Consider the following 15904-nt stretch of genomic DNA (forward strand, 5'->3'; position numbering starts at 1 on the left):
CTGTAGGAGCGCGCCATGCGCGCGATCACCGGCAACGCCAGAGCATCGCCAGCAAGCTGGCTCCTACAAAAGCCCGGATGCAATCCGGGGAAGCCTGGGGGCTGGCCACGCACCCTCTGCGTCAAACCTTTTCGCGGCCATGGAACTGGGCGTCCCCGCCGATCCTACAGGTCAACATCGATGCCGACCTGTAGGAGCGCGCCATGCGCGCGATCACCGGCAACGCCAGAGCATCGCCAGCAAGCTGGCTCCTACAAAAGCGGACGGGTAGCCCGGATGAAATCCGGGTTACGTGGTTTGTTCATTGGGTCCCCGCGTGCGCGGGGATCCAATAAACACGGCTTCAATAAACACGTAGGAGCGAGCCCCGCGCTGCTTTTTCGTCCACCCTCCAGCCTCCAGCGCTCTTGTCGGCTTTACCCCGCAAGCGCCGCCGACACCGCCCGGGCGAAGATGTCCGCCACCTGTTCGATCTCTTCGCGGCGGATGATCAGCGGCGGCAGGAAGCGCACCACGCTGCCGTGGCGGCCGCCCAGTTCGAGGATCAGCCCGCGCTTCAGGCATTCGTGCTGGATCGCCGAGGCCAGGGCCGGATCGACCGGCGGATGGCCGAGCACGTCCGGCTCCCCGGCCGGGTCGACGATCTCCACGCCGAGCATCAGCCCGCGTCCGCGCACGTCGCCCAGTTGCGGATGAGTCCGCTGCACCGCCCGCAGGCGCTCGCGCAGGTGTTCGCCGGCCTGTTCCGCATGCCGGGCCAGGTCGTGCTCCTGGAGGTAGCGGATCACCGCCGAGCCGGCGGCCATGGCCATCTGGTTGCCGCGGAAGGTGCCGGCATGGGCGCCGGGCTGCCATTTGTCCAGCCAGTCCTGGTAGACCACCACGGACAGCGGCAGGCTGCCGCCGATGGCCTTGGACAGCACGACCACGTCCGGCACGATGTGCGCATGCTCGAAGGCGAACATCCGTCCGGTGCGGGCGAAGCCGGTCTGGATCTCGTCGATGATCAGCGGGATGCCGGCCCGCGCGGTGATCTCGCGCAGGCCGCGCAGCCAGGCGTCGGACGCCGGGATGGCGCCCGCCTCGCCCTGCACCGCCTCGACGATTACCGCCGCCGGCGGCTGCACGCCGCCTTCGGGATCGTTCAGCAGGTTGGCGATGTAGCGCAAGCCCACCTCCACGCCTTTCTCGCCGCCCAGCCCGAACGGGCAGCGGTAGTCGTAGGGGAACGGCAGGAACTGCACGCCGTGGCTGAGCAGCGAGCCCAGCGGCGTCTTGGCCTTGAGGTTGCCCATCAGGCTCAGCGCACCCTGGCTCATGCCGTGGTAGCCGCCCTGGAAGGCCAGCACCGTGCTGCGCCCGGTGGCGGTGCGTACCAGCTTGAGCGCCGCCTCCACCGCGTCGGTGCCGGTGGGCCCGCAGAACTGGATCTTCGCCTGCCGGGCGAATTCCGCCGGCAGCACGCCGAACAGGTCCTGGACGAAGCGGTCCTTGACCGGGGTGGTGAGGTCGAGGGTGTGCAACGGCAGCTCATCGGCCAGCACCTGGCGGATCGCGTCGACCACCACCGGGTGGTTATGGCCAAGCGCCAGGGTGCCGGCGCCGGCCAGGCAGTCGATGAAGCGCCGTCCTTCGACGTCCTCCACGTGTATGCCGCGAGCGCGCTTGAGCGCCAGGGGAATCCGCCGTGGGTAGCTGCGTGCGTTGGATTCCTGCCGGGCCTGGCGGGCCAGCAGCGGGGTTTCGTCGAACCCGTAGAGCGCCTGCTTTTCCGCCGGTGCCTCGATTTCCGCTACCGCGATGTTCATGGTGCCGTTCTCCATGCAAGGGTTCAGTGGCCGGGCCGCAGTTCGACGCGCCGGCGTGTTTCGTTTCACGAGCAGGAACTGCCCGCTTTTCTGTTTATTGGGTCCCCGCGTTCGCGGGGATGACGGTTGGGGTCGCTCCCGCGCACGCGGGAGTCCAGAAAACCCGGAGTCCAAGCCATCACAACGCCTCCAGCCGCGACATCAGGTCGTCGAGGCGGCTGGCCTTCTGTTCGCTGAGGGCGGCGTCTTCCAGCGACTCGATGTAGCTGGCCAGTTCGCCCACCGTGCTGCACTCGAACATCGCCCGCAGCGGCACGTTGCGTTGCAGGGTCTTCTGCACCCGCGAGGCGATCTGGGTGGCCAGCAGGGAGTGCCCGCCCAGTTCGAAGAAGTTGTCGTGCACGCCGACCCGCTCCACCTTGAGCACGTCCGCCCAGATATCCGCCAGGGTCCGCTCCAGTTCGCCGCGCGGCGCCTGGTAGGCCTGTCCGAGCAACTGGCCGATCTCCAGCGCCGGCAGGGCCCGGCGGTCGAGCTTGCCGTTGGCGCTGCGTGGCAGGCTGCCCAGCAGCAGCCAGTGCAGCGGCACCATGTAGTCCGGCAGTTCGGCGCGCAGGCGCTGCTTGACGCGCTCGAACAGCTCGCCCTGTTCCAGCGGCGCGGTGGCCGGCGAGGCGTCGAGCAGCCGGTCGTCGGCCGGCACCAGGTAGCCGACCAGGTACTTGCCGTTCGGCCCTTCCTGCACCGCGACGGCGGCCTCGCGGATTTCCGCCTGTTCGTGCAGGCGCGCCTCGATCTCGCCCAGTTCGATGCGGAAGCCGCGAATCTTCACCTGGTGATCGATGCGCCCGACGTACTCCAGCACGCCATCGGCGCGCCGCCGCGCCAGGTCGCCACTGCGATACAGGCGCTCGCCGGGCGTGGCGGCGAAGGGATTGGGCAGGAACGCCTGGGCGGTGCGCAGCGGATCGCCGACATAGCCGCGACCGACGCCGGTACCGGCGACGCACAGCTCGCCCACCGCGCCGACCGGCACCAGTTCCAGCGCTTCGTCGAGCAGGTACAGGCGGTTGTTGTCGGTGGGGCTGCCGATCGGCAGGTAGCTGCCGGCGGTGGAAGCCATGTCGACCTGGAAGAACGCCACGTCGTCCGAGCATTCCGCCGGGCCATAGGCGTTGACCAGGCCCACGTCCGGGTAGCGCCGCAGCCACTGGCGGGCCAGCTCCGGCGGCATCGCCTCGCCGGTGGGCAGCAGCCAGCGCAGTGCGCCGGGCTCGCCCTGGTCCTCGGCGAGCATGCCCTGGATCAGCGACGGCACGCTTTCCAGCACCGTGATGCCCTGCTCGCGCACCCGGGCCAGCAGCGCGCCGGGATCGTGGGCGATGGCATTCGGCACGATCTCCACCCGGCCGCCGAACAGCGGCGCGGCGAGGAACTGCCAGACCGAGATATCGAAGCTCTGCGAGGCGGTCTGGGCGATCACATCGTGCTCGTCCAGCCCCAGGTAGGGCACCTTGGACAACTGGTTGTTGAGCATGCCGGCCTGCTCGACCATCACGCCCTTGGGCAGCCCGGTGGAGCCGGAGGTGTAGATCACATAGGCCAGGTTGTCCGGGCCGCTGTACAGGCCGGGGTTCTCCACCGGCCAGTCGGCCGCCTGCACCTCGTCCCACACCAGCAGGCGCGGCCGGCCCTGGCAGGCCAGCTCTTCCAGCAGCTCGACGGCCTGCGCGCGCTGGGCCTCGCCGCACACCAGCACCGGAGCCTGGCTGAGGTCGAGAATGCGGGTCAGGCGCTGGGCCGGATGGGACGGGTCGAGCGGCAGGTAGCCGGCGCCGGCCTTGAAGCTGCCGACCATCATCCCGAGCAGCTCCAGGCCGCGCTCGGCGAGCAGCGCCACCGGCTGGTCGAATCCCACCCCGGCCGCGCGCAGGGCGTGGCCCAGGCGGTTGGCGCGGCGGTTCAGCTCGGCGTAGCTCCAGCGTTCGCCCTGGCAACCGGCGGCGATCCGCTCGGGATGCGCCGTCACCCGCGCCTCGAACAACCGCGCATAACCCTGCTCCAGCGGGTAGTCACAGGCGCTGCGGTTGCAGCCGTCGAGCAGGAATTCGCGCTCGTCCTCGCCCAGCAGCGGCAGCTCGCCCAGGTCGCCGTGGAAGCCGTCGGCCAGGGCCAGCAGCAGGCGCTTGAACTCGCCGAGCAGGCGTTCGACGGTTTCCGCCTCGAAGTAGCGCTGGTCGTAGGACAGGTGCAGGCCCAGTTCGTCGCCCGGATAGCAGACCACGGTGAGTGGGAAGTTGGTGTGGGTGCGCCCGGACTCGGAACTCGCCTTGAGGCCCTGGGCGCGGTCCAGCACCGCGCTGTCCACCGGCGCGTTCTCGTACACGAACAGGCTGTCGAACAGCGGCTGGCCCTTGGGCAGTTCGCTGCACTCCTGCACGTCCACCAGCGGCAGGTATTCGTACTCGCGCAGTTCCAGGTTGCGATCCAGCAGCTCGCGCAACCAGTCGCGCACCGCGCGGCGCTCACCCGGCGCGGGCAGGCTCAGCCGCAGCGGGATGCTGTTGATGAACAGCCCCACGGTGCCCTGCATTTCCGGCAGGTTCACCGGGCGCCCGGCCACGGTGACGCCGAACGCCAGGTCGCGCTCGCCGCTGTAGCGATGCAGCACCAGCGCCCAGGCCGCCTGGGCGAAGGTGTTGACGGTCAGTTGATGCTGCTGGGACAGCTCGCGCAGACGCGCGCCATCGGCGGCGTCCAGCCACGCATGGCGGTCGCCGACGCGCATCCCGCCGGTGTGCTCGCGCAGCAGCGGGCGGTCGCTGGGAATATGGGTCGGCCGTTCGAAGCCGCGCAGGTTGTCGCGCCACCAGCGATGCGCCGCGTCGAGGTCCTGGCGTTGCAGCCAGGCGATGTAGTCGCGGTAGCGCGGCGCGCTCGGCAACCGTGGTTCGCGGCCCTCGCCGAGGGCGGCGTAGATTTCCAGGAAGTCGCCCATCAGCAGGCCACGGCACCAGGCATCGATGAGGATGTGGTGGTTGCTCATCATGAACCAGTAGCGCGCCTCGCCCAGGCGGATCAGCCGCAGGTGGAACGGCGGCTCGCGGAGCAGGTCGAAGCCCGCCTCGCGCTCGCGCTCGTGCAGCGCCCGCAAGCGCTCTTCGTGGCCCTCCTCGGGCAGCGCGCTCCAGTCGAGGTACTCGATGCGCGCGGCGCCCGGCTTGTGGATGATCTGCAGCATGGTCTCGCCGGCGTTCCAGGTGAACGACGCGCGCAGTGCCTCGTGGCGCGCCACCACCGCCTGCCAGGCGCGGCTGAAGCGTTGCAGGTCGAGCTCGCTGTCGATCCGGTAGCGGTCCTGCATGTAGTAGATGCCGGTGCCCGGCTCCAGCAGGGTGTGCAGCAGCAGGCCTTCCTGCATCGGGGTCAGCGGGTAGATGTCCTCGATCATCGCGGCCGGCACCGGCAGCGCATCGAGCTGGTCCTGGCCGAGGTGCGCCAGCGGGAAGTCGGAAGGCGTCGGGCCGCCCGCGTCCTCGTCCAGGCAGTGTTCGATCAGCCGCTCCAGCTCCTCGACGAAGCCTTCGGCCAGCACCTGCACGGTCCGCTCCTCGTAGCGGCCGGCGCCGTAGGTCCAGCGAATCCGCAGTTGGCCGCCATAGACCTGGGCGTCGATACCCAGCCAGTTGGGCAGCGGCGCGCCCTCGTCGTGGGCCGGGCCGGCCGGCTCGTCGAGCGGCCGGAACAGCGCGTCGCGACCGAAGCTCTGGTCGAACTGGCCCAGGTAGTTGAAGGTGATCCGCGCCTGCGGCAGCGCGGCCATCGCCTCGCGGCTGGCGGCATCGGCGAGATGGCGCAGCACACCGTGGCCGAGGCCCTTGTGCGGCACGCCGCGCAGTTGCTCCTTGATCGCCTTGATGGCGTCCGCCAGTTCCTCGGCGGGTTGCAGGCGCACCGGGTAGGCGCTGGTGAACCAGCCCACCGTGCGGGTCAGGTCGAGGTCGTCGAACAGCGTCTCGCGGCCGTGGCCTTCCAGTTGCACCAGCACCGAATCCCGGCCGCTCCAGCGGCACAGCAGGCGGGCCAGCGCGGTGAGCAGCAGGTCGTCCACCCGGGTACGGTAGGCCGTCTGCGCCTGTTGCAGCAGTTGCCGGGTGTGCTGGGCGTCGAGCTTCAGGCTGATGCTGCGGGCATCCCGGTAACGGTCGTCGGCATCGGCATGGTCGCAGGGCAGTTCGCCGTCCTGCCCGCCCAGGTGCGCCTGCCACCAGCCCAGTTCCTCGCGCAGCGGCTCGCTGGCGGCATAGGCTTCCAGCCGCGCGGCCCAGTCGCGCAGGGAGCTGGTCCTGGCCGGCAACGCCAGGGGTTGGCCGCCCGCCAGTTGCCGGTAGCTGGCCTGCAAGTCCTCCAGCAGCACCCGCCAGGACACCCCGTCCACCGCCAGGTGGTGGATCGCCAGCAGCAGCTTCTGCCGCCCCGCCGCATCCTCGACCAGCACGGCGCGCAGCAACGGCCCATGTTCCAGATCGAGACTGCGCTGGGCCTCGGCGAACAGCGCCTGGCAATCGTCCAGGTCGTCCACCCGCTTCTGCCACAGCAGCCCCTCGCAGCCTTCGCCCGGCGCGCGGTACTCGGCCTGCCAGCGGCCTTCCACGCACCGGAACGCCAGGCGCAAGGCGTCGTGATGTTCGAGCAGGCGTTGCAGGACCTGCTCCAGGTAGAGCGCGTCGAGCCGCCCGGCTGGCGCCAGCAGCAGCGCCTGGTTCCAGTGCTGCGCGGCGGCCAGGTCCTGTTCGAGGAACCAGTGCTGGATCGGCGTCAGCGGTGTGGCGCCGGTCTGCGGTCCCTGCTCGCGATGCGCTTCGTCGACGCGCTGCGCCACCCCGGCGAGGGCCTGTACGGTCTGGTGCTGGAACAGGTCGCGCGGGGTGAAGTGGATACCCGCCTGGCGGGCGCGGCTGACCACCTGGATCGACAGGATCGAGTCGCCGCCCAGTTCGAAGAAGTTGTCGCCGAGACCAACCTGAGCGACGTTCAGCACTTCGCTCCAGATCGCCGCCAGTTGCCGTTCCAGTTCGCTGCGCGGCGCCAGGTAAGCCTGGCGATCCTGCTCGGGATCGGGGGCCGGCAGCGCGCGGCGGTCGAGCTTGCCGTTGGGGGTCAGCGGCAGTTCCGCCAGCAACAGCAGGTGCGCCGGCACCATGTAGTCGGGCAGTTGCGCGCGCAGGTGAGCCTTGAGCGCTTCGCGCAACTCGACCCGCGCAGCCTCGCCGAGCCCGGCCGTGGCGGTCGCCACGTAGCCGGCCAGTTGCTTGCCGGCCGGAGTGTCCAGCGCCAGCACCGCCACGTCGTCCACGGCGGGGTGCTCGCGCAGGCGCGCTTCGATCTCGCCCAGCTCGATGCGGAAGCCACGCACCTTCACCTGCTGGTCGATGCGCCCCAGGTATTCCACCAGGCCGTCGTCGCGCTGGCGTACCCGGTCGCCGCTGCGGTACAGGCGCGCGCCGGAGGCCCCGAACGGATCGGGCACGAAGCGCTCGGCGGTCAGCGCCGGGCGCTGGTGATAGCCGCGCGCCAGGCCGGCGCCGCCCAGGTACAGCTCACCGCCGGCGCCCTGCGGCAGCGGTGCCAGGTCGGCGTCGAGGATACAGCCGCTGCGCGCACCGACCAGGCTGCCGATCGGCACGCCGGCGGTGCCCTCCTCCAGATGCTCCGGCGCCAGGCAGGCCAGCGGCATGACCACCGTCTCGGTCGGCCCGTAGGCGTTGAAGAAGCATTCCGGCACGAAGGCCGCGCGAATCCGTTGCAGATGCTCGCCGGTCAGTGCCTCGCCGCCGGTGATGCACATCCGCACCGGCAGGCGCTCGCCCCGGGTGGACAGCCACTGGGCCAACTGGCTGCCATAGCTGGGCGTGAAGCCGAGGATGCTGACGCCCTGCTCGCGGATCAGTTGGCAGATCTCTTCCGCATCCCACTGCCCCTGGCGGCGCAGCACCACCCGGGCGCCGCACAGCAGCGGCGCGAACAGCCGTTCGGTGGCGGCATCGAAGTTGATCGAATAGAAGTGCAGCTCGCAGTCGTCGGCGCGCATGCCGAAACGCTCGATCACCGCGCGGCAATGCATGGCGATCTCGCCGTGGGAGACCGCCACGCCCTTGGGCTTGCCGGTGGAGCCGGAGGTGTAGATCAGGTAGGCCAGGTGCCCCGGCAGGCTGCCGCGCGGCGGCGTGCCGCAGGCATAGCCGTCCAGCGCCACCAGGTCCTGTTCCAGGCACCAGCGGCCCACCCCGTCCGGCAACTCGCCCAGCGCTTCGAACAAGCCGGCATGGCCGAGCAACAGGGCGACACCGCTGTCCTCGATCATGTAGCGCAACCGCTCCAGCGGGTATTCCGGGTCGAGCGGCACGTAGGCGCCGCCCGCCTTGAGGATCGCCAGGATGCCGACGACCATTTCCAGCGAACGCTCCAGGGCCAGGCCGACCCGTACCTCCGGCCCCACCCCGCGCTCGCGCAGCACATAGGCCAGGCGGTTGGCCTGGGCATCGAGCTCGCCGTAGGTCAGGGTCTTGCCTTCGAAGGTCAGCGCCGGCGCCGAGGGCGTCGCCGCTGCCTGGCGGGCGAACAGTTCGTGCAGGCAGGCATCCAGCGGATATTCGCCAGGGGCCTCGGCCAGCGAGGACGGCTCGCTGGCCGAGGCCAGCATCGGCAGCTCGCCGAGACGCCGGGACGGCTCGTCGAGCATGGCGCGCAGCAGGTTTCGCCAGTGTCCGGCCATGCGCGCGATGCGCGGCTCGTCGAACAGGTCGGTGCTGTAGGTCAGGCAGCAGCCCAGGCGCTGGTCGAGGTCGGTGACCTCCAGGTAGAGGTCGAACTTGGTCGCCCGCGCGTCGTTGACCAGGTATTCGACGGTCATCCCGGCCAGTTGCCGGGTCTGCTGGAACTCCCAGCGCTGCACGTTGCACATCACCTGGAACAGCGGGTGATGGGCGGCGCTGCGCGGCGGCTGCAAGGCCTCCACCAGTTCGTCGAACGGCAGGTCCTGGTGGGCCTGGCCCTCGATCACCGTGTCGCGCACCTGTTCGAGCAGCTCGGCGACGCTCATCTGCCCATCCAATCTGCAACGCAGCACCTGGGTGTTGAGGAAGGCGCCGATCAGCCCCTCGCTTTCCGGGCGGATGCGGTTGGCCACCGGCGCGCCGATGCGCAGGTCGCCCTGCCCGCTGTAGCGGTAGAGCAGCGCCGCCAGGGTGGCGGTGGCGGTCATGAACATGGTCAGGCCGTGGGCCGCGTTGTAGGCGCGGACCCGCTGGGCCAGCTCCGGTTCGAGGTCGAAGCGGTACAGCCCGCCGCGATGGCTCTGCACCGGCGGGCGTGGCCGGTCGGCGGGCAGTTCCAGCAAGGGGTGTTCGTCGCCCAGTTGGGTCCGCCAGTAGTCCAGTTGGCGCTGGCGTTCGCCGGCGTCCAGCCACTGGCGCTGCCACTGGCTGTAGTCGAGGTATTGCACCGGCAAGGGCTCCAGCGGCGACTCGCGGTCGTCGAGCAGCGCTTCGTAGAGCAGCCCCAGCTCACGGGCGAACACATCCATCGCCCAGCCTTCGGTGACGATGTGGTGCAGGGTCACCACCAGGTAGTGTTCGCGCTCGCCGGCCTTGACCAGGCACACGCGCAGCAACGGGCCGCGCTCCAGGTCGAAGGGCTGGTGCGCCTGCTCGTCGGCCAGGGCCTGCAGGCGCGCCTGCCGCTCGCCGGCCGGCAGCGCGGAGAAGTCCAGCCACTGCATGCGCAGGTCGGACTGCTCGGCCACCCGCTGCCAGGGTTTGCCGTCGTCGCTGGGGAAAGTGGTGCGCAGGGTCTCGTGGCGCTGGATCAGCGCCTGCAGGGCGGCCTCGAAGCGCTGTACGTCCAGCACGCCGCTCAGCCTGGCCATGCCGCCGACGTTGTAGGCCGGGCTCCGTGGGTCGAGCTGCCAGAGGAACCACATGCGCTGCTGCGAATGGGACAGCGGGATGCGCCGGCCACGGTCCACCCGCGCGATGGCGCCCCAGCCATCGCGCGCGCCTTCCGCCTGGCGCCGGGCGACCTGCTCGGCGAAGTCGCCCAGGCGACTGGCCTCGAACAGGCTGCGCAGCGGCAGGTCGACGTCGAACGCCTGGCGGACCCGCGAGACGATGCGGGTGGCCAGCAGCGAATGGCCGCCCAGCTCGAAGAAGTCGTCCTCCAGGCCGATGCGCGGCAGGCCCAGCACCTCCTGCCAGATGGCCGCCAGGTGCTGCTCGCGCTCGTCGCGCGGGGCCACGTACAGGCGTACCTGCCAGTTCGGTTCCGGCAGGGCCTTGCGGTCCAGCTTGCCGCTCGGCGTCAGCGGCAGCGCGTCGAGGCGCACGAACTGGGCCGGCACCATGTAGTCGGGCAGGCTGCCGGACAGGGCCCGCTTCAGGCGCTCGGCCAGGGACGTGTCGTCTTCCGCGCCGCCGCAGGTCAGGTAGGCGACCAGTTGCGAACCGCCCGCGCCCTCGCGCAGCACCACCGCCGCCTGGCGGACCGCCGGCTGTGCCAGCAGGTGTGCGCGGATTTCCTCCAGTTCGATACGGAAGCCGCGCACCTTGACCTGCTCGTCGATGCGGCCAAGGAACTCCAGCGCTCCGTCGTTGCGCCAGCGCGCCAGGTCGCCGCTGCGGTACAACCGCGCGCCATCCTCGTCCGGCACGAAGCGCTCGGCGGTCAGCGCCGGGCGCCCCAGGTAGCCGCGCGCCAGCCCGGCGCCGCCGAGCAGCAGCTCCGCCACGGCGCCGGCGGGCGCCAGTTCCAGTTCGGCGTCGCGCAACTCGCAGACCACATTGGCCAGCGGCCGGCCGATCGGCACCCGCGCGCCCTCCTCGTCTCCGCAACGCCAGTGGGTGACGTTGATCGCGGTCTCGGTCGGCCCGTAGCGGTTGTGCAACGCCACATGGGGCAGCCGCTCGCGCACGCGCCGGCACAGCTCGCCGGACAGCGCTTCGCCGCCGGCGAACAGGTGCCTCAGGCTGTGGCACTCGCCGACCTGGTCTTCCTCGATGAACAGTTGCAGCAGCGGCGGCACGAAATGCAGGCAGGTCACCCCATGCTCCCGCACCAGCTCCGCCAGGCGACGCGGGTCGCGATGCTCGCCGTCGGCGGCCAGCACCAGGCGGCTGCCGGCGATCAGCGGCAGGAAGCATTCCCAGACCGAAACGTCGAAGCCGAGCGGCGCCTTCTGCAACAGCACGTCCGAGGCATCCACCGCGTATTCGCGGCGCATCCAGTGCAGCCGCTCGCTCAGTGCGCCATGGCTGACGCCGACGCCCTTGGGCCGGCCGGTGGAGCCGGAGGTGTAGATCACGTAGGCCAGGTTGTCGGCGTCCAGCGCCAGGGACGGCGGCGTGTCCGGATAGACTTCGGCGTCCAGCTCCTCCAGCGCCAGGGTTGCCAGCGATGCCGGCAGTTCCAGCCCGTCCAGCAAGCGCTGCTGCCCCAGCAGCAGGCCCATGCCGCTGTCCTCGACCATCCAGGCCAGGCGCTCGCGCGGGTAGTCCGCATCAAGCGACAGATAGGCGCCGCCGGCCTTGACGATGGCCAGCAGCGCGACCATCAGTTCCGGGCAGCGCCCCGCCAGCAGGCCGACCCGCACTTCCGGCCCGACGCCCAGCTCGCGCAGGCGATGGGCCAGGCGGTTGGAGCGGCGCTCCAGCGCGGCATAGTCCAGGGTGGTCTCGCCACTGACCAGGGCGATGGCATCCGGTGTCGCGCGGGCCTGGGCGCTCAGCAGTTCCGGCAGCAGGGCGATGGCCGTCTCGTCCGGCTGGCGGCCCCAGTCGTGCAGTTGCCGACGCTCCCCGTCATCGAGCAAGGGCAGGTCGCCGATGGCACGCTCGGGACTCTCGCCCACCTGTTCCAGCAGGCGCACGAAATGCGCGGCGAGGCGCTCGACGGTGGAGCGCTCGAACAGCTCGCTGGCGTAGTCGAAGGCCAGGCGGATGCGCCCCTGGCGATCTTCCTCGCTGTGCAGTTGCAGGTCGAACTTGGCTTCGCGGCTGTTCCAGGGCAGCTCTTCGGCCAGCAGGCCCGGCAGGCGGCGCAGCGCATCCAGGTCGCGCTGCTGGTGGTTGAACATCACCTCGAACAGCGGGTCGCCGCCCAGCGCCTCGACCACTCGCTCGAACGGCAGGTCCTGGTTGGCTTGCGCGCCCTCGACCGTACGCCGGGCGCCTTCCAGCACGTCCACGAACGCCTGGCGCGAATCCAGGCGCCCACGCAGCACCTGGGTGTTGATGAAGAAGCCGACCAGCCCCTGCACTTCCCGGCGCTGGCGGTTGGCGTTGGGCACGCCCAGGCGGATGTCGGCCTGCCCGGTGTAGCGGTGCAGCAGGGTCTGGAAGGCCGCCAGCAGGATCACGAACAACGTCGTGCCCCGGGCCCTGGCCAGGGCGTGCAGGCGTTCGCCGAGGGCCTTGTCCAGGCGCAGGCCGAGGCGTTCGGCGGACGAATCCTTCCCGCTGCGCGGCCGGTCCAGCGGCAGCGCCAGGGGCTCGCGCTCGCCGTCCAGCTCGGCGCGCCAGTAGTCCAGTTGCGCCTCGTGCCGGGCGGCGTCATCCCGCTGCCAGGCCGCGTAGTCGGCGTACTGGATCGGCAGGGCCGACAGGGAATGCGCCTGGCCCTGGACGTGGGCGGCGTAGATCCGGGCGAACTCGTCGAGCAGCAGACCCAGCGACCAGCCGTCGGCGACGATATGGTGCAGGGTCACCAGCAGCAGGTGCTCCTGTTCGTCCAGGCTCACCAGGCGGACACGCAGCAACGGGCCGTTCCCCAGGTCGAAGTGGAAGTGCGCCTCCTCCTCGCGGATCGCCCGCGCCCTTTCCTCGCGCTGCGTTTCGGGCAGCGCGCCGAGGTCGTCGCGCAGCAGTTCCCAGTCGCCAGACTCGCCGATGCGCTGGAAGCCGACGCCGTCCTCCGCATAGAAGGTGGTGCGCAGCGACTCGTGACGCTCGACCAGCGTCGCGAAGCTGCGTTGCAGCGCTTGTTCGTCCAGTTCGCCACGCAGGCGCAGGCCGCCGGGGATGTTGTAGGCGACGCTGTGCGGCTCCAGTTGCCAGAGGAACCACAGGCGATTCTGCGCCGCCGACTGCGGCAGGACGCGATCGCGCGGCACGCACGGAATAGCGGCCACGGATTCGCCGCCCCGGGCCAGCAGGCGCTCCACCGCCTCGCTGAAGCCCTGCAGGGTCGGGGCCTCGTACAGGCTGCGCAGCTCCAGGTCGACGCCAAGCACGTCACGCAGCTCGGCGATCATCTGGATGGCCTGGATGGAGTTGCCGCCCAGGGCGAAGAAATGGCTGTCGGCCGTTAGCCGTTCGACTTTCAGGCACTCGCGCCAGAGCCCGGCGATGCATTCGGCGGGAGCCTGCACGGGGGCTGGCGCCTGGCTTGCCGGGGCCCGCCCGCCACTGTGCAAGGCCAGCGTTTCCAGCGCGCCGGACTCCAGCAGGGAGCGGCAGGCGGAACGCTGCAGCTTGCCGCTGGAAGTCTTCGGCAAGGTGCCGGGCGCCAGTAGCGCGACGACGCTGGGCGCCTCGTTGTGGGCGATGGCCACCGCCTGGCGGATGCGCAACATCAGTTCGTCGAGCGGCACCTGCTTGGCGGTCCTGCGGCCGATCTCGGCGGCGACGCCCAGCGCCTCGCGTCCTTCATGCACGACCGGGAACGCCGCCACCCGGCCGCTGCGCACCTCCTTGACCTGTTCCTCGACGGTGCGCTCGATGTCCTGGGGATAGAGGTTCTGGCCACGCACGATCAGCATGTCCTTGAGCCGCCCGGTGACGAACAGCTCGCCATCACGGCGGAAGCCCAGGTCGCCGGTGCGCAGCCAGGTGCGGCCGTCACGCTCGACGAAGGCTTTCGCGGTCGCCTGCGGGTTGCGCCAGTAACCCTGGGCGATGCTCGGCCCGCTCGACCAGATCTCGCCGACCCGGCCATCGGCAAGCGCCTCGCCGCTCTGCGGATCGACGATCAGCAACGGATGTTCGGGCTGCTCCCAGCCGCAGCTCATCAGGATCGAACCCTCGCCGGGCTCGGCGCGGTTCGCCGCCAGCGCGGCAGAGTCGACCCGCAAGGCGGGAATGCCCTGCCCCGGCCGGCCGCCGGTGACGAACAGGGTCGCCTCGGCCAGGCCGTAGCTGGACAGGTAGGACTCGGGCCTGAAACCGCAGGGCGCGAACCGTGCGGCGAACGCTGCCAGGCTGTCCTGGCGGATCGGCTCGGAGCCGGAGAAGGCGACGCGCCAGCGGGACAGGTCCAGCCCGGCCAGCTTGCCTTCGGCGATGCGCTCGTGGCAGAGGCGATAGGCGAAGTCGGGGCCGCCGCTGACGGTGCCGTGGTAACGGCTGATCGCCTCCAGCCAGCGCACCGGCCGTTCGAGGAAGTATTGCGGCGACATCAGCACCACCGGCACGCCACTGTAGATGGCTTGCAGCAACCCGCCGATCAGGCCCATGTCGTGATACAGCGGCAGCCAACTGACGATCACGTCGCCGTCGCCGATCCCGTAGCCCTGGCGGATCAGCCACTCGTTGGCCTCCAGGTTGGCATGGCTGACCTGCACGCCCTTCGGCATGGCCGTGGAGCCGGAGGTGTATTGCAGGAAGGCGATGGCGTCGGCCGGCACCTCCGGCGCCTGCCAGCCGTCGCCGGGGGCCGGGTCCAGTTCGTCCACCGGCAGCAGGGCGGGCAGCGCGCCGCCGAAGTTTTCCCCCAGCCCGGCCAGCGATACGGCCAGCCCGCCGGTGGTGAGGATCAGCTCCGGCTCCGCGTCGGCGATGATCGACACCAGCCGCTTCAGATGCTGCGCCTGGGTGGTTTCCGGCGGATAGGCCGGCACCGCGATCACCCCGGCGTACAGGCAGGCGAAGAACGCCGCGACGTAGTCCGGCCCGCTGGGGAACAGCAGGACCGCTCGCGCGCCCGGCTCGACACGCGCCGCCAATGCCGCTGCGATGACCCGCGCCCGGCGATCCAGTTGCCGGTAGGTCAGCAGCTTTTCCCCATCGCTTCCCAGAAAGCGCAGCGCCAGCCGATCCGGTCGGGCGGCCGCCTGATTCATCAGGGCAACGGCCATGGAAACCGGGCGTTCGAAGGTATCCGTCATCTCTGCACCTTTCTCGATTCATCTGCACGGGGGCGAGTCACCGGGGCGCACGACGGCCCCGTTTCATAGGAGCGATGACGGATCAACGGAAAGGAAAATTAGTGGCCGGGAGCGGCTGGTCGGCGATGACGACAGCGCGTCGCTCGAAAGGGAAACAGGCGGATAAATATCACCGCGAGGTAATCGTTCTGTCTTCACTGCGCCCGATGATCGACCCGCAAAGATCTCCTGCCATCCCCCGGTTTTCGTGTGTTAGAGCTTGTCGGAATGAAAATATAATCATTCGCATTTGACATAGATTCTTACAATGCCTACCGTAATTCGCGCCGTAAGGACCACACGACTCTCGTCGCAACCTCTCGCCGCATAGGGTAGAACCATGCAGGAATATGGATCCGCAGAGTGCACCGCCGAAAGGCATCCTTCGCTGCTACAGGCGCTGGTGGAGAACCGCTCGACCCTGGTCAAGACCGCAGCCCGCATCACCGGCTGCCACAGCCGGGCCGAGGATGTCGTTCAGGATGCCTTCCTCAGACTGGCAAACGTGCAGAAGCTCGCCCTGCCGCTGAAAGCCCAGGTCAACTACGTTTTCAGGATCGTTCGCAACCTGGCCATCGACCACTACCGCAAGCAGGCGATGGAGCAGAAGTACACCGGTAGCGAAGAAGAAGGCCTGAACACCGTGGTCCATGGCGCCACCCCGGAAACCACCAACCTCCACCAGGAAACCCTGGACATCATCGACACCGCCTTGAACCAGTTGCCGCCACGGACCCGGTACGCCTTCGAGATGTATCGCCTCCACGGCGTACCGCAGAAGGACATCGCCAAGGAGCTGGGCGTTTCGCCCACGCTGGTCAACTTCATGATCCGCGATGCGCTGGTGCATTGCCGCAAGACAGTAGGCATGTCGCACGATTGAACCCCACGCCTCCACGAG

The 15904-nt window shown here is 69.8% G+C and carries 4 protein-coding genes; 2 read left to right on the forward strand and 2 right to left on the reverse strand.

The genetic code is table 11. The annotated features are described in order from the left end of the window. On the forward strand, nucleotides 1–194 hold a 194-nt coding region (locus tag PSEWESI4_RS25055; protein ID WP_210768852.1), incomplete at its 5' end, for a hypothetical protein. Between the two features lie 222 nt (nucleotides 195–416). On the opposite strand, the gene PSEWESI4_RS13790 is transcribed toward PSEWESI4_RS25055, so the two are convergent. Then, nucleotides 417–1808 (reverse strand): aspartate aminotransferase family protein, encoded by a 1392-nt coding sequence (locus PSEWESI4_RS13790; RefSeq protein ID WP_187671777.1) that lies wholly within the window; start codon nucleotides 1806–1808, stop codon nucleotides 417–419. Between the two features lie 178 nt (nucleotides 1809–1986). Then, on the reverse strand, nucleotides 1987–14964 hold the full coding sequence (locus PSEWESI4_RS13795) for a non-ribosomal peptide synthase/polyketide synthase (protein WP_187671778.1): 12978 nt from the start codon (nucleotides 14962–14964) through the stop codon (nucleotides 1987–1989). 379 nt (nucleotides 14965–15343) lie between these two features. On the opposite strand from PSEWESI4_RS13795, the gene PSEWESI4_RS13800 reads away from it, so the two are divergent. Beyond that, on the forward strand, nucleotides 15344–15886 hold the full coding sequence (locus tag PSEWESI4_RS13800) for an RNA polymerase factor sigma-70 (protein WP_187671779.1): 543 nt from the start codon (nucleotides 15344–15346) through the stop codon (nucleotides 15884–15886). Nucleotides 15887–15904 lie beyond the last annotated feature (18 nt).

The sequence above is a fragment of the Zestomonas carbonaria genome (genome assembly GCF_904061905.1).
GTDB lineage: Bacteria > Pseudomonadota > Gammaproteobacteria > Pseudomonadales > Pseudomonadaceae > Aquipseudomonas > Aquipseudomonas carbonaria.